At 36.2% G+C, this 23,314-nt stretch carries 16 protein-coding genes; 1 reads left to right on the top strand and 15 read right to left on the bottom strand.

Going from position 1 to position 23,314, the window contains the following annotated elements; genetic code table 11:
- Positions 1–32 precede the first annotated feature (32 nt).
- The 6 genes from ACH2AZ_RS10135 to ACH2AZ_RS10110 form a co-directional block, all read right to left on the bottom strand.
- The gene (locus tag ACH2AZ_RS10135; RefSeq protein ID WP_394907760.1) at positions 33–1,025 is read right to left on the bottom strand and encodes a type I phosphomannose isomerase catalytic subunit; all 993 of its coding nucleotides are present in this window, start codon (positions 1,023–1,025) and stop codon (positions 33–35) included.
- Entirely contained in the window at positions 1,009–1,419 is a 411-nt protein-coding gene (locus tag ACH2AZ_RS10130) for a 6-pyruvoyl trahydropterin synthase family protein (protein ID WP_394907759.1), read from the bottom strand. The genes ACH2AZ_RS10135 and ACH2AZ_RS10130 overlap by 17 nt, the downstream gene beginning before the upstream one ends.
- Position 1,420: 1 nt before the next feature.
- Complete coding sequence (gene idi, locus ACH2AZ_RS10125; protein ID WP_394907758.1) at positions 1,421–1,936, bottom strand: isopentenyl-diphosphate Delta-isomerase; 516 nt, start codon at positions 1,934–1,936, stop codon at positions 1,421–1,423.
- 62 nt (positions 1,937–1,998) lie between these two features.
- Entirely contained in the window at positions 1,999–4,320 is a 2,322-nt protein-coding gene (locus ACH2AZ_RS10120; protein ID WP_394907757.1) for an OmpA family protein, read from the bottom strand.
- A gap of 10 nt (positions 4,321–4,330) precedes the next feature.
- Complete coding sequence (locus ACH2AZ_RS10115; protein ID WP_394907756.1) at positions 4,331–5,260, bottom strand: type IX secretion system membrane protein PorP/SprF; 930 nt, start codon at positions 5,258–5,260, stop codon at positions 4,331–4,333.
- Positions 5,261–5,269: 9 nt separating this feature from the next.
- On the bottom strand, positions 5,270–9,142 hold the full coding sequence (locus ACH2AZ_RS10110) for an SdrD B-like domain-containing protein (RefSeq protein ID WP_394907755.1): 3,873 nt from the start codon (positions 9,140–9,142) through the stop codon (positions 5,270–5,272).
- A gap of 205 nt (positions 9,143–9,347) precedes the next feature.
- On the opposite strand from ACH2AZ_RS10110, the gene ACH2AZ_RS10105 reads away from it, so the two are divergent.
- The gene (locus tag ACH2AZ_RS10105; protein WP_394907754.1) at positions 9,348–10,934 is read left to right on the top strand and encodes a peptide chain release factor 3; all 1,587 of its coding nucleotides are present in this window, start codon (positions 9,348–9,350) and stop codon (positions 10,932–10,934) included.
- Between the two features lie 73 nt (positions 10,935–11,007).
- Here ACH2AZ_RS10105 and ACH2AZ_RS10100 read toward each other — a convergent pair whose 3' ends face one another.
- The 9 genes from ACH2AZ_RS10100 to rplJ form a co-directional block, all read right to left on the bottom strand.
- Positions 11,008–11,697, bottom strand: coding sequence for a T9SS type A sorting domain-containing protein (locus ACH2AZ_RS10100; protein ID WP_394907753.1), 690 nt, complete (start codon positions 11,695–11,697; stop codon positions 11,008–11,010).
- Between the two features lie 3 nt (positions 11,698–11,700).
- A complete protein-coding gene (locus tag ACH2AZ_RS10095; RefSeq protein ID WP_394907752.1) occupies positions 11,701–12,405 on the bottom strand; it encodes a T9SS type A sorting domain-containing protein in 705 nt (234 codons plus the stop codon).
- A gap of 3 nt (positions 12,406–12,408) precedes the next feature.
- Positions 12,409–13,107 (bottom strand): T9SS type A sorting domain-containing protein, encoded by a 699-nt coding sequence (locus ACH2AZ_RS10090; protein WP_394907751.1) that lies wholly within the window; start codon positions 13,105–13,107, stop codon positions 12,409–12,411.
- Positions 13,108–13,252: 145 nt separating this feature from the next.
- A complete protein-coding gene (locus ACH2AZ_RS10085; protein WP_394907750.1) occupies positions 13,253–13,486 on the bottom strand; it encodes a hypothetical protein in 234 nt (77 codons plus the stop codon).
- A gap of 195 nt (positions 13,487–13,681) precedes the next feature.
- Positions 13,682–13,996, bottom strand: a complete 315-nt coding sequence (locus tag ACH2AZ_RS10080; RefSeq protein ID WP_147860548.1) for a DUF3467 domain-containing protein — start codon at positions 13,994–13,996, stop codon at positions 13,682–13,684.
- 13 nt (positions 13,997–14,009) lie between these two features.
- Positions 14,010–18,311 (bottom strand): DNA-directed RNA polymerase subunit beta', encoded by a 4,302-nt coding sequence (gene rpoC, locus ACH2AZ_RS10075; protein WP_394907749.1) that lies wholly within the window; start codon positions 18,309–18,311, stop codon positions 14,010–14,012.
- Between the two features lie 55 nt (positions 18,312–18,366).
- Positions 18,367–22,179: a DNA-directed RNA polymerase subunit beta gene (gene rpoB / locus ACH2AZ_RS10070; RefSeq protein WP_394907748.1), complete on the bottom strand. Its 3,813-nt coding sequence runs from the start codon at positions 22,177–22,179 to the stop codon at positions 18,367–18,369.
- 172 nt (positions 22,180–22,351) lie between these two features.
- Positions 22,352–22,726 carry a 50S ribosomal protein L7/L12 gene (rplL, locus tag ACH2AZ_RS10065; protein ID WP_147860551.1) on the bottom strand — a complete coding sequence of 125 codons (375 nt, stop codon included), beginning with the start codon at positions 22,724–22,726 and terminating at the stop codon, positions 22,352–22,354.
- 61 nt (positions 22,727–22,787) lie between these two features.
- The gene (rplJ, locus tag ACH2AZ_RS10060) at positions 22,788–23,309 is read right to left on the bottom strand and encodes a 50S ribosomal protein L10 (RefSeq protein WP_394907747.1); all 522 of its coding nucleotides are present in this window, start codon (positions 23,307–23,309) and stop codon (positions 22,788–22,790) included.
- Between the last annotated feature and the right edge of the window lie 5 nt (positions 23,310–23,314).

Below are 23,314 nucleotides of genomic sequence, written 5' to 3'. Positions count from 1 at the left end.
TTATACGTGTAAAAAAAGAATTCAAGTTAATATTAAATGCTCACATGAAGAACTGTAGCCTGTTTGGCAGAAATATTCACTGCTTGTTTTAATTGGTAAGGTATAAGAACGCTCTGCCCCGCTTCAACGCTCATTGTATTATGCTTATCTTTAATTATTATTTTTCCTTCAATAACAATTAGAATAACAAACGAATCTATAATTTCAATAGAAAAATCGGTTACATCTACCAAATTGAGTTTTTGAGTAGTAAAAAATATATTTTCAACTAGGCTTACAGGTTGATTAACTTTCTCTTCATAGGATATTTTATAATGAATAGGAAAAGAAAAATCAATGGCATCTATTGCCAAATCTGTATGCAATTCACGTTTATTCCCATCAATATCAACACGGTCCCAATCATACACTCGGTAAGTAACATCACTAGTCTGCTGTATTTCGGCCAATAAGGTACCCTTACCAATGGCGTGAATTAAACCAGGGCTTATAAAAAAAACATCACCAGGCTTAACCGGCTCTTTTTTTAAAATTGAGGCTAATTTACCATGGTTTAATGCTTTTAAATAGTTTTCTTTGGTACAGGATTGCTTAAAGCCCGTAATTAAATGAGCATCATCATCAGTTTTTACTACATACCACATTTCAGTTTTACCAAAACTGTTATGGCGTTTTTGCGCTAAATGATCATCGGGATGCAGTTGCACCGATAAATTCTCGCTAGCGTCTATAAACTTAATTAAAAGCGGAAAAGTATTTCCAAATTTCTCATAGATTTTAGGCCCTACCAATTCTTCTTTATAATTTTGTAAAAGAGCGTTTAAAGTTTGACCTTCAAATGGTCCTTGAGCAACCACAGAAGAATTGCCTTCGACATCACTTATTTCCCAACTTTCTCCAATTTTGTCAAAATTCGCGGGCTTATTAAACTCTTTAACTAAACGAGTACCTCCCCATACTTTTTGTTTTAAGATAGGTTTAAATAAAAGTGGGCTTAGCTTAGCTTCCTTATTCCTTTCCTTCATATTTTACAAAATTCCTAGGTGTTTCGTATAAGGTAATAGCAAGCTTTAATTCTTCATCTAAATATGGTCTCAAATAATTAAAAATAACAATGGCTATGTTTTCTGCTGTAGGATTTAAGTCTTTAAATTCTGGAACTTCCAAATTTAGGTTTTTATGATCTAAAACGTCTTCAACCTTTTCTTTAATTAATTGCTTTAATAGTCCTAAATCAATAACAAAACCCGTAATTGGATCTACCGGTCCAGTTACTTGAACTTCCAGCTCATAATTATGACCATGATATAGCGGATTGCTACACTTACCAAATACAGCTTTATTTTTTTCATCGCTCCATTCTTTATTAAAAAGCCTATGAGCCGCATTAAAATGTGCTTTCCTACAAACGCTTACCATGTTATTTTGAAATATATTGATAATACTTTTCGAAAATAATTTTAAACCAAGCGGTATAAATATCGGGATTGGCTTCGATGTCTTTTTTCAAAAAATCTAAGCTAACCCATTTCCACGAAGCTACCTCTTCTTCGTTAATTTGAGGCACATCATTATAATGTCCAATTAAGATATAGTCAAATTCATGTTCTGTTAAACCGTTGTCAAATGGAGCTTTATATATAAAAGAAGTAACTTCTTTTAAAGGCGTGGTAAAACCCATTTCTTCTTGCAGTCGCCTTTCACCGGCCTGCGTATTGGTTTCGCCTGGCTTTTGATGACTACAGCAAGTATTGGTCCATAAGCCTGGGGAATGGTATTTCCCAAAGGCACGTTGTTGAATCATCACTTCATTTTTGTCGTTAAAGACAAAAACCGAGAATGCTCTATGCAACAGAGCCTTTTCGTGAGCTTCAATTTTTTCCATCAAACCGATTTGCTCATCCTTCTCGTTTACCAAAATCACTTGTTCTTCCATAGTTATCAAAAATACAAAAGTATTTGAGATAAACTAAATTATAATGGCGGTTTAGCCTTTTTTTAGAACCTGTTTTGCCCTTGAATTCCTACCACGAAAGCACCTTTTATACCAGCTTCACGAACGACCAACTTATATTGATCTGCTTCCTCTCTAGTTTTAAATAACTTAGAGAAATATCTTCTTAGCCCATCGGGATAAACATGGTTAAATACACCAGAAACTTCATTAAAACCAACCAAAGGATTGTTTTTATTTACGGCTGCAATTTGAACGGTATAATAAATCTCATTACTAGTAAAATCGTAAGTTGTAGTGAGCTCCTTGTTTTCTGCTTTGTCTTTTATTTGCTGACTTTCTTGCTGACGTTTACTGATATTTTTTCTTAAAATCTCTGGGGTTTCATTATCATTTAATATGATAAATTCTGACCTACGATTTAATTGGTGTTCTTGCTCAGAGCAAGGTACGTTGTTTTCACAATGATTAATTAATTGTGTTTCGCCATAACCCTTTCCTGATATTCTTCCTGAAGAAATACCTTGGTTGCGAAGGTATGATACGGTTGCTTTTGCTCTTTTTTCTGATAACAACATATTGTAGGCATCTCCTGCTCTACTGTCGGTATGCGATCGGATATCAATTTTCATCTCAGGATACTTTTTAAGTACTGCAACGATTTTTTGTAATTCCACCTCAGCATCTGCTCTTATCTGACTATCATCTAAATCAAAATAAATAGGGTCGAGTTGTAGCAGACTTCGTAAATCATCTCCTTTTCCCGCTTTAGTTACGCCCAAGGTTGAATTACCACCTTTCTCTACATTCAAAGGAAGATCAAAATTTTTCTCAAATTCAGAACCTGATTTTAAGAGCTTCTCATCGGTTTTGAATTGATCTTTTGAAACTCGTATAATATAACGTGTATCGCAATCAAGAGTAAATTCATAGCCCCCTTCATCATCTGTAACCGTTTCATCTAAAAATGTTAAATTTTCATCATACAACTCTACTTTCACTCCAGCAATGGGTTGCTGGTTCTCGGTTTGCGTAATTACTCCGCTCACATATTGTTGACAGGCGGTTATTAAATCTTCTTTTTGTGTGAAATGATAGATATCATCTTCGCCTAATCCGCCTGGACGGTTACTAGCAAAAAAACCTTTTTTGCTTCCTTGCGTAAATACGAAGCTAAAATCATCTTTTGAACTGTTTATAGGTGCGCCAACATTAAAAACTTCGCCAAATGTACCATCCTCTTTCGAAACGGTGACAAATACATCTAGACCTCCTAGACCAATATGCCCATCACTGGCAAAATAAAGCTCATTTTTATCTGAAAAGTATGGGAAGGTTTCCCTGGCTTCTGTATTAATGTGCTCGCCTAAATTTACAGGATCCCCAAAGCCGTCAGCTAAAATTTCGACAAAATAAATATCGGACATTCCTCTAGTACCTGGCATATCTGAAGCGAAAAATAACTTAGTCTCGTCTTTATTTAAGGTAGGATGTGCTACGGAATAGTTATCATTATTAAAGGGTAACTCCTCTGGTGTTCCCCAAGGGGCATCTATACTTTCACGTTCTGATTTATATATTTTTAAAAAATTGATTCCCTCCTCACTTTTTCCGTATTTTTTCTTATTGTAATTATTTCGAGTAAAATAGAGGGTTAAGCCATCTTTTGTCATACAAGCCGAAGATTCGTGGAATTTTGAATTAATGGTTTCTTCAAATGGGGTTGGCTCGCTCACAATTTGATTATCTTCATTAAGCTTTACAAAATATAAGTCTAAGTAAGGTTGTTTATTCCATTCATGAACCCTTTTTACTGTAGAAGCAACTTCCTTATTGGATGCAAAAATCAACAAACTATCAACCACTTGGGGCGAAAAGTCTGATAACTTTGAATTGATATTAGCCAATTCAATTTCAAATTTACCGGACTGCAATTCAATTAATTCGAGGTAATTTCGTTCTCCTTTTAAAAGTTCAACCCGCGAATCATTTTCTTTTAATTTTTCAAATTCTAGAAGCACCGAATCCGATTTTTTGTACTGCTCATTACTTTTTAAAGCCATGGCATACCTAAACAAATAACTCTCATCTAGATTTTCTGACTTCAATCCATAGAGCTTTTCATACCAATTGAGTGCTTGAGTAAGTTCTCCGTTAAAATAATAAGAGTCCCCAAGTTTTTTAAAAAGGTTTTCAGACTCATAGCCCGCTTTTGCTACTTCTAAGTATATTTCTCGGGCATCTATAAAGGCATACCTATCGAACATTTTATCTGCTTCTTTTAACTTATCTTCTTGAGCCAATAATGAGCTTTGAAAGAAAAAGGTGAAAAGAAAAAGTAAGTAAGTGATATTTTGCATTTTCATAACCATTTTTTTAGAAGAATCGTGGCGTTAGCATTTTATTGTATTTCTTGAATAATTCAAATCTCAAAAAGGCTTCTAAGCTACCATTGTTGTAGGCTGAATATGAAGTTGTTTCCATATCGTAGGCAACACCTATCAACCAGGAGTCTGAAATTTGAAATGCAGCCAATGCACTTATAGCCGAATCCCAACGGTAAGCAGCTCCTAGCGTAAATTTATCATACAACAAGAAGTTTGTTGAAATATCTATTTGCAAGGGAGAGCCCGTTGTAATTTTTGATAGTAAAGTAGGCTTAAATTTTAAATTGGGAGAAACTTGCCAAACGTACCCCCCAGTTAGATAGAAAGAGGCTTTTTCTTTTACTAAAGTTTTCGAATTTGAATTATTGGATTGATCAAAATGTTCGGTTTCAACCAGATTTGGAACGCTAATTCCAATATAATAATTTTCATCATATAGCATGGCACCTAAACCGAATTGTGGCGAAAACTTCTTATCGATATTTTCGGCAAAGTTGGGATCATTAGGGTCTCTAATTGATAATTTATTAAAATCTACATCGAGTAAATTTGCTCCCAATTGCAAACCGAAGTTAAGTCTCAAGCTTCGATTAAGAAAAATACCGTAGCTATAACTTGCTTGAATAGTATTTTCTTGCATTGGCCCTACCTCATCACGCATAATATTTAAGCCTACACTCATAGTCTCATTTATTGGGCTATGACCACTCAAATGCTGTGTGGTTGGAGCTCCTTGTACGCCCAACCATTGTGAACGATGAATTAGAACGGCACTAAGCACATCACGACTACCCGCATAGGCTGGGTTAAAGCTAAGCGGATTGTACATATATTGTGTAAATTGTGCGTCTTGTTGTGCATTACTAAATGGCACAAAAAGCACCATACTTATGATTAAAAGAAAAAAATTCTTGTTCATACTATTTTATTAATTGATGTACAAATAACCGTCTAAATCTCGTTCTTGATTATTACTATCTCTATACTTTAAGGTGTAAAAGTAAGTTCCTGAAGGTAATTTTTCATCCTTATTAAGGGTGGCTCTTCCTTGACTAAAGCCAGTAAAAAACTTATTGTCTTGTCCATAACCTTTCGCTTCATAAACCAACACTCCCCAACGATTGAACACCTTGAATTCATTATCAGGATAACGCTCGATACCTTGAATAATAAGTACGTCATTTTTACCATCACCATTAGGAGAAATCGCATTGTATATGTGTAAAGGTTCTAAGTGATAACCATTTTTCTCGAAAATTGGTGTATCCTTCAGCAAAGTAAAACTACTAGGATTACTCCCTTCTGTCTGATACGAGTAGGAGGGAAAATTAGGACTATCTACATCTATATAAGACAATACTTGCCCTGTAAATATCTCTTCTTCCCATTCCCCTTGACTATCTGTTTGTACTTGAATCATATTTCCTTGACCATCGGTGATTTGTACCGGAATGTTTGGAATACCTGGCTCATTGTCATCTTGGGTTCCGTTACCGTTTACATCCAAGTAAACAATCCCTCTAAAAACTTCAACTTCATTACCGATGGCGAAAAATCCGTCAGGTACTTCACTGGTTGTAGTGTTTGCCACCACCACGGTAAGCGTAGGGTTTGTTCCTTGGGTTTGTACCGCACCAGCAGGAAAATCTGGATCTGTAGTTTGAATTTCGCTACGGGTTATACCCTCTGGCACGCTAACACTCCAATTTCCGGCAGCATCGGTAACCAAGGTTTGTTGTATACCCAGTGCATCGGTTATTACTACGTCAACATTAGGTAAGTCGGGTTCGCCGGCATCTTGTGTGCCATTATTATTTGAATCCTCATACAAATGACCTTGAAGCATTCCAAATTGAGTATTAGGTAAAAAGAAACCATCTGGCACTTCGCTTGTAGAAGTATTTTGTACCACTACAGTTATTGTTGGATTAGAACCCTCGGTCTGAACCACATTCGCAGGCATATCTGGATCGGTTAAGACTATATCTGAAGTGGTTAAACCTTCGGGTACCGTTACCTTCCAATCTCCATTAGCATCTGTAGAAATTACTTGTATTATACCATTCACATCTATGATTTGCACATCTACATTAGGCAAATTGGGTTCTCCAGTATCCTGGGTGGCATTATTATTACTATCAAAATAGATATGTCCCGTTAATTCACCAAGAGGTAAGTTTGAATCTGTAAAGCCATCGGGAGTCTCAGCTGTTACGGTATTGGCTACTACATTAGTTGTTGTAGGATCAGTACCTTGGGTTTGCACAAAACCAGGTGGTAAGTCGGCATTGTTAATGTTTGAGGTCGCAGCCCCTGCATTAACCACTACAGACCAATCTCCATTGGCATCGGTAACAGTATTATAGATTAAGTTTGCGGCATCCTGAACAATAATTTGAACATTTGAAAAATTGGGTTCACCACTATCTTGGGTTCCGTTACCATTTACATCGTAGTATACATGACCTTGTAAAGTTCCTGTTGCCTGATTTGTAAATGAGAAGCCATCTGGTGTTTCGCTTATCGTATTATTGGCAGTAACAGCGGTAATACTAGGGTCTGTACCTTCGGTTTGAATGGCACCCGCAGGAAAATCTGGATCATTTCTATCAATAGCCGATTGCGTATTACCGGCTGGCACGTTTGCACTCCAATCGCCCGCAGTATTTGTAGTTACCACTTGAATTATTCCTTGCGAATCGGTTATTACCACATCTACATAACTTAAATCGGGCTCACCGGCATCTTGAGTTCCGTTTCCGTTGCTATCAAAATAAAGATGACCTTGCAGCGTACCTAAGTTTTGAGCTGGCAAATAAAATCCGTCTGGAACTTCATTTAAAACGTTATTTGCCGTAATGGCAGTAGTGGTAGGATTCGTACCCTGGGTTTGTACGGCTCCTACTAAAAAATCTGGATCGTTAACATCGATTAAAGAAGTTGTATTTCCCACTGGAGTGGTAATGGACCAATCTCCAGTTGCATTAGTAGTGACCACCGTAGTATTACCCAAGCTATTGGTTATCTGAACATCTACATTGGGTAGATTAGGTTCTCCCGCATCTTGAACACCGTTATTATTTTGGTCGTGGTACAAGTGGCCTAGCAGTGTGCCTTCAGCAAAGAAACCATCATTGGTATTGGGTCCGTCATCGCTTGTAATTTGACCTGTCACAATGGTGCTGGTTGTAGGATCTGTTCCTTCGGTTTGCACCACCCCGTTTGGCAAATCGCTATTCTCAATGTCTGAAACTGCTGTACCTGCTGGCAAGTTTACAGACCAATCTCCGTTTCCATCAGTGGTAACTACTTGAGTAGTGTTAAACACATCGGTAATATTTACTCTAACGTTGGCAATACCTGTTTCTTGATTGTCTTGGGTACCGTTACCATTAGCGTCAAAATAAACTCGACCTTCTAAGGTACCTACTTCATAAAATCCATCATTTACTGTAGTCCCGTCATCGCTTACCACCGTATTCAAAGTAACAAAACTTGTGGTAGGATTGGTTCCTTCTGTCTGTATAGCACCAGTGGGGAAATCAGGATCATTTACATCTATAAAAGCGGTGGTATTCCCAATAGGAACCATAGCACTCCAATTTCCTGCAGCATCTGTAACCACAACCAAGTTAGTACCTAAAGAAGTTGTAATGTTTACATCTACGTTGATCAAGTCTGGCTCTGTAGGGTCTTGACTTCCATTTCCATTTTTATCAAGATAAGCGTGCCCCTCTAATGTGCCTGATTCAAAAAAACCATCATTTAACACTCCATCATCGCTAACGGTTTGATTGTTCACCACCATAGTTGTAGTAGGGTTAGTACCTTCGGTTTGCACCGCTCCTGTGGGGAAATCGGGATCATTAACATCTATGGTAGAGGTAGCATTTCCTGCTGGCAAAATTACCGACCAGTTTCCGTTTGCATCAGTAATTAAGGCATGAGTAGTTCCCAAAGCATCAACAACGTTCACATCGATATTGGCTAAATCTGGTTCACTTGTGTCTTGTGTTCCGTTACCATTTACATCTAAATAAAGATGCCCTTCTAATATACCTTGTTCATAAAAACCGTCATTTTCGGTAAAAGTATTGGTATTATTGATTACCGTAAAAGGGGTAGGATCTGTTCCTTCAGTTTGTATAGCTCCTGTAGGGAAGTCGGGGTCGTTATCATCTATATCAATACTTACGTCTACAGCTGCAACCGTAGCTAGCCAGTCTCCATTGGCATCTGTACTCACACTGGTAACTTGCCCAAAAGTATCGGTAATGTTTATGGTGACATTAGGCATATCGGGTTCGCCTGAATCTTGTGATCCATTACCATTGACATCAAAATATAAATGACCGTTTATTTGACCTTCAAAATAAAAACCATCCTTATCGGTAAAATTATCGACATTGGCAACAGCATTAATGGTTTGTGGATTTGTACCTTCTGTTTGAATATACCCTGGAGGTAAATCAGTATTATCAATAGCAATAGTGGTTGGCCCCGGATCGATAACCGCTATCCAATCTCCGTTAGCATCGGTTGAAACAGCTTGAGAAATGGTTGCCCCAAAAATTAAAACATCTACGTTAGGGATACCATTCTCAAACGGATCCTGGGTACCATTATTATTAGCATCTCGATAAATTCTACCCGATACAGTGGTAGTGGCAAATACGCTGTTGTTTCCTAAAATAATAGCGTCTATGCTAAAAATTGATGGCGGTTGTTTTTGCTGAGAATAAGAAAAAACAAAAACAAATAAGAAAAAGAGTAAAAACAGAACTCGTAAAAACACCTTCATATAGAAAGAAAATTTATTGGTTAGGTTTAATAAAAGCTTATCCACTCAAGTACAGAAGAATAAAATTTTAATTTGGGGTAAAGGTACGCATTATTTAATAAAAATTAATTGGTTAAAAGTTACATACTTTTTTATTATTTACAATAATCAATCAGAATTAAAAACAGGAGGTTTTGTTTCAACAAAATTTAAGTATTTTTGCCGCATGAAGTTAAAACAAGAAATAAACAAGCGTAGAACCTTTGGTATCGTTTCGCATCCTGATGCCGGTAAAACTACGCTTACAGAAAAATTATTGCTTTTTGGAGGGGCCATTCAAGAGGCTGGAGCGGTAAAATCTAATAAAATAAAAAAAGGCGCCACTAGTGATTTTATGGAAATTGAGCGCCAACGTGGTATTTCTGTGGCCACCTCGGTACTAGCTTTTGAATATAAAGATATTAAAATCAATATTCTAGATACGCCGGGTCACAAGGATTTTGCCGAAGACACCTTTAGAACTTTAACTGCAGTAGATAGTGTTATTGTGGTGGTAGATGTAGCTAAAGGAGTCGAAGAACAAACCGAAAAATTGGTTAAGGTTTGCCGTATGCGCAAAATACCCATTATTGTTTTCATCAATAAACTAGACCGAGAAGGAAAAGATGCTTTTGATTTGCTTGATGAAATTGAGCAAAAGTTAGGCTTACACGTCACTCCACTAAGTTTTCCTATTGGTATGGGATATGATTTCAAAGGGATTTATAATATTTGGGAGAAAAATGTAAATCTATTTACTGGAGACCCTCGAAAAGATATTGAGGAAACGGTAGAAATAGATGAAATTAAAAACCCAGAACTCGATGAACTAATTGGCGAAAAACACGCCGAAGAGCTAAGAGATAATTTAGACTTGGCCTTAAGCGTTTATCCTGAGTTTGATATTGAAGAATACAGAAAAGCCGATTTACAACCCGTATTTTTTGGTAGTGCTTTAAATAATTTTGGAGTGAGAGAATTGCTTGATTGTTTTATAAGAATTGCTCCTAGCCCCAGGCCTAAAGAAAGCGATACGCGTTTGGTAGAACCTACAGAAGATAAATTTAGCGGATTCGTGTTTAAAATACATGCCAATATGGATCCTAAACACAGAGATAGACTGGCTTTTGTGAAAATTGTCTCGGGAACTTTTGAGCGTAACAAGCCCTATTTACACGTAAGAAATCAAAAGAAGGTGAAGTTTAGTAGTCCCAATGCCTTTTTTGCAGAGAAAAAAGAAATCGTAGATATTTCATATCCGGGTGACATCGTAGGCTTGCACGACACAGGCAACTTTAAAATAGGCGACACGCTTACCGAAGGCGAAAAAATGCAATACAAAGGAATACCTAGTTTTAGTCCAGAGCATTTTAGATACATCAACAATGCAGACCCCATGAAGTCAAAGCAGCTAGAAAAAGGTATTGACCAATTGATGGATGAAGGAGTGGCACAACTATTTAAACTCGAGTTGAATAACCGAAAGGTAATTGGTACTGTAGGCGCCTTACAATTTGAGGTTATACAGTACAGATTGGAACATGAGTATGGGGCAAAATGCAATTATGAAAATCTAAATGTGTATAAAGCGCTGTGGGTAGAACCCTCTGATGAAAAAAATGAGGAGTTTAAAGAGTTTAAAAGGGTAAAGGCTAAATATTTAGCCAAAGATAAAAAGAACCAATTGGTATTTTTAGCCGATTCTGCATTTTCATTGCAAATGACCCAACAAAAATACCCAACAATTAAATTTCATCTCACTTCTGAGTTCTAAACTTTATTTTAAAAATAAAACTAAAAAAAAACCTAACTACTCAGTTAGGTTTTTTAATTATGACTTAGGCAGCTTATTCTATAATGATTTTCTTCATTTTCTGCCCTATTTGACCCTCAATTTTTACAAAATAAATACCCGGTGAAAGTTGAGATATATTATAACTGCCTTGTGGTTTTTTAAAATGCATTACTTCTTTTCCGTTAACGGAAAAAATACGAACTGTTTTAACATTGCTCCCAGCATCTTTATCTAATTGAAAACTGCTTGTTGCGGGGTTAGGATAAAGATCAACTTCTGGTTTGTCATTGTTAGAAATCCCAAGTTGTTGGTTACGGTATATAGCTTGATCGCCATTGGCGTTAGTAATTGTTAGTTCAATATAATTGGACTTGTAACTAAAGACGTAAGAAAATGGATTGTTTGAAAGATTAATGCTAAACATTATTTTTTCATCATATTCTGTTACTTGCTGAGGCAAGCCGTCACAGTCTAAAGGTGAACTTGCATCATTGATATTAAAAGTTTGGTTTTGACTATAGCTTAATGTTCCTTGAATGGGATAACAGGGTGCATTTAGGGAATAATCTGCACCGTTAGTAAAATTTGCGAAATAAGAATTACTAAACCCATTCGGCACAGAAAAGTCTGTATTGTTAATTACCAATTTTTCTAAATACCAAGTATGATTTTCTAGTGGGGCTACTTGCGCAAAGCTAGTTAGGCTTAACAAACAAATAACTAATTTTATAATTGCTTTCATGATTTAAATTTTTAAAAGCTTGATATTATTCTTAACGTATTCACCCTCAATTTTTACAAAATAAATACCTGGTGAAAGTTGAGATACATTATAACTGCCTTGTGGTTGCTTAAAATACATTACTTCTTTTCCGTTAACGGAAAAAATACGAACTGTTTTAATATTGCTCCCAGCATTTATATCTAATTGAAAACTGCTTGTTGCGGGATTAGGATAAAGGTCAACTTCTAATTTGTCATTGCTAGAAACCCCAAGTTGTTGGTTACGGTATATGGCTTGATCCCCATTGGCGCTAGTAATTGTTAAGACAATATAATTGGATACATTAGTAAAAGCATAAGTAAATGGGGTTGGATGACCAGTATAGAAATCATAAAACTCGAAGATATACGTGGTATCAAACATATCAGCATCTGGAACACTCGGACATTCGCCTGGTCCTACCGAAGAATTGGTTATAGTGAATTGACTATTCCCGTCATCATAAATCATTATTCCAAGTAAATCCGAACAAGATTGCACTACAAAATAATCTTGTTGATTGTTCCAGTTAAAATCATTATAAGGATTTAAATTTTGTGGCGGAAATACATCATTCCCGTTGATCACCAATTTTTCTAAATACCAAGTATGATTTTCTAGTGGGGCTACTTGCGCAAAGCTAGTTAGGCTCAATAAACAAATAACTAATTTTATAATTGCTTCCATGATTTAAATTTTTAAAAGCTTCATATTATTCTTAACGTATTCACCCTCAATTTTTACAAAATAAATACCCGGTGAAAGTTGAGATACATTATAACTGCCTTGTGGTTGTTTAAAATGCATTACTTCTTTGCCGTTAACGGAAAAAATACGAACTGTTTTAATATTGCTCCCAGCATTTATATCTAATTGAAAACTGCTTGTCACAGGATTAGGATAAAGATCAACTTCTGATTTTTCATTACTAGAAATCCCAAGTTGTTGGTTACGGTATATGGCCTTATCGCCATTGCCGTTAGTTACTGTTAACACTATAAAATTAGATTGATAATTGAAGGAATAAGAAAAAGGATTATTTGGTGCATTAGTATTAACATAATCGTTGATTATTTTTAAATCATAATCTATAACTTGCTGAGATAAGCCATCACAATCTAAAGGATAGCCCGCAAAATTAATATTAAAATTTTGGTTTTGATTGTACGTCAATGTACCATCAACTGGATAACAAGCGGCTAAAAAAATAAAATCTGCATTGTTGGCAAAATTTGCAGTATAACTATTTTGATAGGCACTTGGTGGCAGAAAATCATTCCCGTTAATCACCAATTTCTCTAAATACCAAGTATGATTTTCTAGCGGGGCCACTTGTGCGAAGCTAGTTAGGCTTAACAAGCAAATAACTAATTTTATAATTCTTTTCATGATTTAAATTTTTATTGTACTACAAGATTTTTTGATTCAACGCTTTCACCGTCGCAATAAAGAGTAACCACATAAATCCTAGAGGTATAGTTAGCAACCTCAATATTAAAATTGGGATCATCTACATTCAATATATAATTATTGCTTACTGCTTTTGTACAGAAGTAATACTGATGTAGCTTGAAGTTGCTCCTTCAAATTGATAATGTATTTGCACTTGGCTATTTGCGGGATAAGGACTTAAGCTTTGTATAGCATAAGAACTTTCACTAATAATGATAGTGTAATCTTTGTGCCTCTCGCTAAAAAAAGAAATTCCAGCTTCTTTTTCTTCTATGTAATAATAATAAACTGCTGGATAGGTTTCTTGCGCCCACATCCCTGAACTAGCTAATGTAAGTAAGTAATTTTTTTTATAAAATATTATTTTAGTTAATTTTATAAATATAACTTAATAAATAATCAAAATAAAATAATTTTTTTGAAAATTTTTTATACTCATTTTAAGATGTGTGATTAAAATTTACTAAATACCAAAAAAAACTCCGAAGTTCTTACTTCGGAGTTTCTTTTATTAAGCTTGACCAGTAGGCCCAAAATTTAATGGGATGGGTGGCTTATCATCGTTTTCTATAGTACCATGTGCTTGCTCAAAACGCTGTATATTTTCACCAAGTGCCTTATGCAGTCGTTTGGCGTGCTGCGGAGTAAGAATAATCCTAGATTGCACCTTACTTTTTGGGGCTCCTGGCATAATACTCACAAAATCAACCACAAATTCTGCCGGAGAATGATTTATGATGGCCAAGTTACTGTATTTACCTTGTGCCGTTTCATTATCGAGCTCAATATTTAATTGATTCTTTTTATTTTTTTGATCTTCGCTCATTGTACGTTCAGTATTAATTATAATTCACTTCTTGTTTGGCTTCCAGCATTTGATCCAATTCTTCTTTAGAACCAACAATAATATCATCGTATTCTCTTAATCCGGTTCCTGCTGGAATCTTGTGTCCTACGATTACATTTTCTTTAAGTCCTTCTAAGGTATCAACTTTACCGCTTACAGCAGCTTCGTTCAATACTTTTGTGGTTTCCTGGAAAGAAGCCGCAGAGATGAAAGACTTGGTCTGTAAAGAAGCTCTTGTAATACCTTGCAGTATTGGTGTGGCAGTCGCTGGTTGTGCATCTCTAGCCGTAACCAATTGCTTGTCTTCACGTCTTAATAAAGAATTCTCATCTCTTAATTGACGTGCAGTCACAATTTGACCCGCTTTTAGATTTGCACTATCTCCCGCGTCTTCAACAACTTTTTTACCAAAAATCTCATCGTTCTCATCAATAAAATCATCTTTATGAATTAATTGATTCTCAAGGAAAATAGTATCTCCTGGATCTTGAATTTTAACTTTACGCATCATTTGACGTACTACTACTTCAAAATGCTTATCGTTAATTTTCACCCCTTGCAAGCGATATACTTCCTGTACTTCATTTACCAAGTACTGTTGTACCGCGCTAGGCCCCTTGATATTTAAAATATCTTCTGGGGTAATAGATCCATCAGATAAAGGCATACCCGCTCTTACGTAATCATTTTCTTGAACAAGAATTTGATTAGACAATTTCACTAAGTATTTCTTAACCTCTCCCAGTTTTGATTCAACGATGATTTCACGGTTACCTCGTTTAATTTTACCAAACGAAACTACCCCATCAATCTCTGATACTACAGCTGGATTAGATGGATTACGTGCTTCAAATAGCTCAGTAACTCTAGGAAGACCTCCAGTAATATCACCTGCTTTAGATGATTTACGTGGTATCTTCACTAAAACTTTACCTATTTTAATTTTCTCCCCGTCATCTACCATTAAGTGGGCGCCGACTGGCAAGTTATACGAACGAATTACCTCGTCGCCTTTACCCATAATTAATAAAGTAGGGATTTTCTTTTTATTTTTCGATTCAGAAATTACTTTTTCTTGGAAACCAGTTTGCTCATCGGTTTCAACTTGATAAGTAACTCCCTGCTCAATATTTTCGAATTTAATTTTACCAGCAAATTCAGAAATAATCACACCATTATAAGGATCCCATTGACAAATCACAGTACCTTTTTCAACTTTTGTTCCTGGCTTCACAAATAATTGTGCACCATAAGGAATTAGGTTGTTACTTAATACAATATTTGTTTTGGCATCTCTTATTTTCAATTCAGAAGTTCGCGAGATAATCACATCTACAGGATTACCTTCATTATCTTCTCCCTTAACAGTTTTAAGGTCTTCGATATCTACGATACCTGCAAATTTAGTTTCAAGTTTACTATCTTCAGAGATGTTACCTGCAATACCTCCTACGTGGAACGTTCTCAAGGTTAACTGTGTACCTGGCTCTCCAATTGATTGAGCGGCTACTACACCAACGGCTTCACCTTTTTGTACCGTTTTCCCGGTAGCTAAGTTTCGACCATAACATTTAACACAAACCCCTTGTTTAGCTTCACAAGTAAGAGCAGATCTAACTTCGACACTTTCTAATACAGAAGCATCTATTTTCTTAGCTATTTCTTCAGATATTTCTTGACCAGCTACGGCTAAAACTTCCTCAGATATAGGGTCAATCACATCATTAAGAGCAGTTCTACCGATAATTCTTTCGGCAAGACTCTCAACAATCTCTTCATTTTTCTTCAGTGGGCTAACTTCGATTCCTCTAAGGGTACCGCAATCTACCTCATTAATAATTACATCTTGCGATACATCTACCAATCTACGAGTTAAGTAACCAGCATCTGCAGTTTTAAGTGCGGTATCTGCAAGACCTTTACGTGCACCGTGGGTAGAGATAAAGTATTCTAAAATTGAAAGACCTTCTTTAAAGTTAGATAAAATTGGATTCTCAATAATTTCTCCACCTCCAGAGTTCGACTTTTTAGGCTTTGCCATAAGTCCACGCATACCGGTAAGCTGTCTAATCTGTTCTTTCGAACCACGTGCTCCTGAATCCAGCATCATATAAACCGAGTTAAAACCTTGGTTATCTTCGCGGATTCTCTTCATTGCTAATTCAGTAAGATTAGCATTGGTCGCCGTCCAAATATCAATTACCTGGTTATAACGCTCATTGTTGGTAATAAGACCCATATTATAATTGGCCATAATACCTTCAACTTGCTCATTAGCATCTTGAATCATACCTTCTTTTTCGGCCGGAATAATAATATCCCCTAGCGAGAATGATAATCCACCTCTAAAAGCAAATCCATAACCTAGACTTTTAATTTTGTCAAGGAATTCGGCTGTCTCAGGTACACTAGTCACTTTTAAGATATTACCAATAATATCTCGAAGCGATTTTTTTGTCAATACTTCATTAATAAAACCAGCTGCTCTTGGAACTTCTTCATTAAATAAAACACGACCAACGGTTGTTTCAATAATTTGTGGAACCAACTCTCCTTCTTCATTAAAGTCTTCTGTTTTTACTTTAATACTAGAATTGATTTCAACCTTCTTCTCATTATAAGCAATAATTACCTCTTCTGCAGAGTAGAAAGTAAGTCCTTCACCTAATACTTTACGCTCGGGTGTAGATTTTCTTTCTTTGGTCATATAATACAAACCAAGCACCATATCTTGAGAAGGTACAGTAACTGGCGAACCGTTAGCTGGGTTTAAAATATTATGAGAGGCAAGCATAAGCAATTGAGCTTCTAGTATTGCTTCTGGGCCTAATGGTAAATGCACCGCCATTTGATCTCCGTCAAAATCGGCGTTAAATGCCGTACAAACAAGCGGGTGTAAACGAATTGCTTTACCTTCAATTAATTTAGGCTGGAATGCTTGAATTCCCAATCTGTGCAAAGTTGGAGCACGGTTTAATAAAACCGGATGTCCTTTAAGCACATTCTCTAATATATCCCAAACAACTGGTTCTTTTTTATCTATAATTTTTTTAGCCGATTTAACCGTTTTAACAATACCGCGTTCTATAAGCTTTCTAATAATAAAAGGCTTATATAATTCGGCAGCCATGTTTTTCGGCAAACCACACTCAAACAATTTCATTTCTGGACCAACAACAATTACCGAACGAGCCGAATAATCTACACGTTTTCCTAATAAATTCTGACGGAAACGTCCTTGCTTTCCTTTTAACGAATCAGATAAAGATTTAAGCGGTCTGTTAGAATCTGTTTTAACAGCAGAAGATTTTCTGGTATTATCAAACAAACTATCTACAGATTCCTGAAGCATACGTTTTTCGTTACGTAAAATCACTTCAGGTGCCTTAATTTCCATAAGACGCTTTAATCGATTATTTCTAATAATTACTCGTCTATATAGATCGTTTAAATCTGAAGTTGCAAAACGCCCACCATCTAACGGCACCAATGGTCTTAACTCTGGTGGAATTACCGGAATGGCTTTCATTATCATCCATTCAGGTTTATTTTCTTTTCTTTCGTTAGCCTCTCTAAAAGCTTCAACAACTTGAAGACGTTTTAGCGCTTCTGTTTTACGCTGCTTAGAAGTTTCATTGTTTGCCTTATGTCTTAACTCGTAAGATAATTCGTCTAAGTCTAGACGTTTTAAAATCTCAATAAGACACTCTGCTCCCATCTTAGCGATAAACTTATTAGGATCTTCATCTTCTAGATAAAGATTTTCTTGTGGTAAGCTGTCTAAGATGTTTAGGTATTCTTCTTCTGTAAGGAAATCCATTTTTTGTAAAGGTTCTCCTTCTTCATTTTTAGCGATTCCCGGTTGAATTACTACGTATCTCTCGTAGTAAATTATCATATCTAATTTCTTAGAAGGTATACCTAATAAATATCCAATCTTATTAGGTAACGATCTAAAATACCAAATATGTGCTACAGGAACTACCAAATTGATGTGACCCACACGGTCACGACGAACTTTCTTTTCAGTAACCTCTACCCCACATCGGTCACAAACAATCCCGCGGTAACGAATGCGTTTGTATTTTCCACAAGCACATTCATAATCTTTTACAGGACCGAAGATTCGCTCACAAAAAAGCCCATCTCTTTCTGGTTTGTGCGTACGGTAGTTAATGGTTTCAGGTTTAAGCACTTCTCCTCGAGATTCTGCTAAAATAGCCTCTGGAGATGCTAAACCTATCGAGATTTTATTAAATCTCTTTTGTGTATTCTTGTCATTATTTCTTGCCATAATGTATGGTACTAAAGAATTTTGCTAATTTGAATAATCGTTGTTACTACTTGAATTATTCTTCTAATTTAATATCTAACCCTAAACCTTTTAATTCGTGCATTAATACATTAAAAGATTCTGGCAGTCCTGGTTCTGGCATTGGCTCACCCTTCACGATTGCTTCGTAAGTTTTAGCCCTTCCTATTACGTCATCAGATTTTACCGTTAAGATTTCACGTAGTGTACTTGATGCTCCATAAGCTTCAAGTGCCCAAACTTCCATCTCTCCAAAACGCTGACCTCCAAATTGAGCTTTACCTCCAAGTGGTTGTTGCGTAATTAACGAATATGGCCCAATACTTCTGGCGTGCATCTTATCTTCAATCATATGACCTAACTTTAACATGTAGATGATTCCTACAGTTGCCGCTTGATCAAAACGATCACCAGTTCCCCCATCATATAGATAAGTATGTCCAAATCGTGGTATCCCAGCCTTATCGGTTAACTCATTAATTTGGTCTATAGTTGCACCATCAAAAATTGGTGTAGCATATTTCTGACCTAATTTCTCTCCTGCCCAACCTAATACGGTTTCATAAATCTGACCGATATTCATACGAGAAGGTACACCTAGTGGATTAAGTACAATATCAACCGGGGTTCCATCTTCAAGGAATGGCATATCCTCTTGTCGAACAATACGAGCAACAATACCTTTGTTACCGTGACGACCTGCCATTTTATCTCCTACTTTTAATTTACGCTTTTTAGCAATATAAACCTTAGCCAATTTAATGATACCAGATGGCAACTCATCTCCTACAGATATGGTAAACTTTTCTCTTCTAAGGTTACCTTGCAGGTCATTTTCTTTAATTTTATAATTGTGTATTAAGTCGGCTACCAAAGCATTAGTATGCTCGTCGGTAGTCCAAGTACCTTGCGTTAAATGGGTATAATCATCAACAGAATTTAACATCTTCAAGGTATACTTCTTACCTTTTGGTAAGATATCTTCTCCTAGATCATTTTTAACACCTTGAGCTGTTTTACCGCCTACAATAGCAAAAAGTTTATCGATCAACTCATTTTTAAGCGTTTCAAATTTAACTTTGTACTTATCTTCGAGTTTGGCAATTTCTTCTTTATCTTTTGCACGCTTTCTTTTATCCTTAACCGCACGAGCAAAAAGTTTCTTGTTAATTACTACTCCATTTAAAGAAGGTGAAGCTTTTAAAGATGCATCTTTAACATCTCCTGCTTTATCTCCAAAAATAGCGCGTAATAACTTTTCTTCGGGAGTAGGATCAGATTCTCCTTTTGGAGTAATCTTACCGATTAAGATATCGCCTGGCTTAACTTCTGCTCCGATACGAATCATTCCGTGCTCATCCAAATCTTTGGTGGCTTCTTCAGATACGTTAGGTATATCATTAGTCAACTCTTCATTACCTAATTTGGTGTCTCTCACCTCCAATGAATATTCATCGATATGAATAGAAGTGAACAAATCTTCACGAACTACACGCTCTGAGATAACAATTGCATCCTCAAAGTTATATCCTTTCCAAGGCATAAAAGCAACTTTCATGTTTCTTCCCAAAGCTAACTCTCCTGCCTCGGTAGCATAACCTTGGCAAAGTACTTGTCCTTTAGAAACACGGTCACCCACCTTAACAATCGGTTTTAAGTTTACCGAAGTACCTTGGTTGGTTTTTCTAAACTTAATTAAATCGTAGGTTTTATCATCAGAGTCAAAACTTACCATGCGTTCTTCTTCTGTACGATCGTATTCAATAGTAATTTTACGTGCGTCTACATATTTAACAGTTCCTTCTCCTTCTGCGTTAATCAACACTCGCGAATCTGAAGCAACTTGTCTCTCTAAGCCTGTTCCTACGATTGGTGAATCTACACGCAATAATGGAACTGCCTGACGCATCATGTTTGATCCCATCAAGGCTCGGTTAGCATCATCATGCTCTAAGAAGGGAATCAATGAAGCTGAAATAGAAGAAATTTGGTTAGGTGCTACATCCGTAAAGTGAACTTCTTTAGGATCTACAACAGGGAAATCACCTTCCATTCGGGCAATAACCTTTTCGGCATCGATTGTCCCGTCCTCTTTGGTAGGAATGTTGGCCTGCGCAATTAACTTTTCCTCTTCTTCTTCGGCAGAAAAATAAACTGGTTCATTAGCCAAATCTATCTTCCCTTCTTCTACTTTTCTATATGGAGTTTCGATGAATCCCATAGCGTTTACCTTAGCGTAAACCGATAGCGAAGAAATCAGTCCAATATTCGGCCCTTCCGGGGTTTCAATAGGACATAATCTTCCGTAATGTGTGTAGTGAACATCTCGCACTTCAAAACCTGCACGCTCTCTAGATAAACCTCCTGGTCCTAAAGCAGACAATCTACGCTTATGCGTAATTTCGGCTAAAGGGTTGGTTTGATCCATAAACTGCGAAAGTTGGTTGGTACCAAAGAAAGAATTAATAACAGAAGACAAGGTCTTCGCGTTAATCAAATCTATTGGAGTAAACACTTCGTTATCACGAACATTCATTCGCTCACGAATGGTTCTAGCCATACGAGCTAGCCCCACACCAAACTGTTGTGATAATTGCTCACCTACAGTTCTAACACGACGGTTAGACAAGTGGTCAATATCATCAATTTCAGCTTTTGAATTGATTAACTCAATTAAATATTTTATAATGGTTATGATATCTTCTTTGGTAAGCACTTGCTTATCCATTGCGATATCTAAACCTAATTTTTTATTCATTCGGTAACGCCCAACTTCACCCAAATTATAGCGCTGATCAGAGAAGAAAAGCTTGTCTATAATTCCGCGAGCGGTTTCCTCATCAGGCGGTTCTGCGTTACGCAATTGTCTATATATGTGTTCTACCGCTTCTTTTTCTGAATTGGTGGGGTCTTTTTGAAGTGTATTATGAATAATAGCGTAATCGCCTGTGCTATTATCTTCTTTGTGTAATAAAATGGTTTTTGTACCGGTTTCAAGAATTTCTTCGATATGTTCTTTCTCAAGTTCTGTATCTCGATCAAGAACAATTTCGTTTCTTTCTATAGAAACCACTTCTCCAGTATCTTCATCTACAAAATCTTCATACCAAGTGTTAAGTACACGGGCAGCAAGTTTTCTACCCAACACCTTTTTAAGTCCAGATTTAGACACTTTTACTTCTTCAGCAAGATCAAATATTTCTAAAATATCTTTATCTCGCTCAAAGCCGATAGCTCTAAACAAGGTGGTAACTGGTAATTTTTTCTTTCTATCGATATAAGCATACATTACGCTATTGATATCGGTAGCAAATTCTATCCAAGAGCCTTTAAAAGGAATTACTCTTGCAGAATATAGTTTTGTTCCGTTTGCATGAAAAGATTGCCCAAAGAAAACGCCTGGTGAACGGTGTAATTGAGATACAACCACACGTTCTGCTCCGTTAATACAGAAGGTACCACTAGGGGTCATGTAAGGTATAGTTCCCAAATAAACATCTTGCACTATAGTTTCAAAATCTTCGTGCTCGGGATCTGTACAATATAATTTTAAACGGGCTTTTAGAGGTACACTGTAAGTTAAGCCTCTTTCTATACATTCTTGAATAGAATATCTAGGAGTATCAATAAAGTAATCTAGAAATTCTAAAACAAATTGGTTGCGGGTATCGGTAATGGGAAAATTTTCTAGGAAAGTATTGTATAATCCTTCATTCCCTCTTTCTTCTGATTTGGTTTCTAATTGAAAAAAATCCTGAAACGATTTTATCTGAATATCCAAAAAGTCAGGATAATCTGGTCTGTTTTTAACAGAAGAAAAATTCAATCTTTCAACTTGCGTTTCTAACATCTATTTGACGGAATTTGAAAGTATTTAATTTTAATTTGAAGCTCTAAAAATTAAACACTTAATTAAAGTTATAATGTTTGCGACTAAACGCTGCGTATACATACGCAAAATGGTTTAGACCTTCAAGACGCAATGCTTGAGGTCTAAACCTAAATAATATTGCTTGTTAAGCTTATTTAAGCTCAACCTCAGCTCCTGCCTCTTCTAATTGAGATTTTAATGCCTCAGCTTCGTCTTTAGCAACACCTTCTTTTACTGGAGCAGGTGCACCATCTACTAATCCTTTAGCATCTTTTAATCCTAAACCAGTTAATTCTTTAACCAATTTAACTACTGCTAATTTTGAAGCTCCAGCTGACTTAAGAATCACGTCGAATTCTGTTTGCTCTTCAGCTTCTTCACCACCAGCGGCAGCACCACCAGCAACAGCTACTGCAGCAGCAGCAGGCTCAATACCATATTCTTCTTTTAAAATATCAGCTAACTCATTAACTTCTTTTACTGTTAAGTTAACTAACTGTTCTGCGAAATCTTTTAAATCTGCCATTTTCTATCGTTTTAAAATGTGTAATTTAGTTTATATAATTGTTAAAAAGTGCGTACGTTTTTTATCCTTCCTTTTCAGAAAGAGTCTTTAAAATACCAGCGATTTTTCCGCCTCCTGATTTAAGTGCAGAAACAACGTTTTTAGCAGGCGATTGTAATAGACCAATGATATCTCCAATAACTTCGTCTTTAGACTTGATATTGGCTAAGGCTTCAAGGTTTTCGTCACCTACATAGATAGCTTCATCTATAAAAGCTCCTTTTAATAATGGTTTTTCAGACTTCTTTCTAAATTCTTTGATTACTTTTGCTGGAGCATTTCCAGTTTCAGAAATCATAATAGAAGTATTTCCTTTAAGTACTTGTGGTAAGTCTCCGAAATCTTTATCAGAGCTTTCCATAGCTTTTGCTAATAAGGTATTTTTAACTACAGATAGCGAAACGTTTGCTTTAAAACAAGCTCTTCTTAAATTTGAAGTAGTTCCAGCATCTAAACCAGAGATATCTGTTAAATAGATGGTAGATGTATCTGCTAACTGGGCTGTTAAATCCTTTATTACTTGTGATTTTTCTTCTCTTGTCATAATGA

The sequence above is a fragment of the uncultured Mesonia sp. genome (assembly GCA_947499595.1).
Taxonomy (GTDB): Bacteria; Bacteroidota; Bacteroidia; order Flavobacteriales; family Flavobacteriaceae; genus Mesonia; species Mesonia sediminis.
The sequence above is the reverse complement of the archived record's forward strand: the minus strand, read 5'-3'. Positions and strand labels throughout refer to the sequence as shown.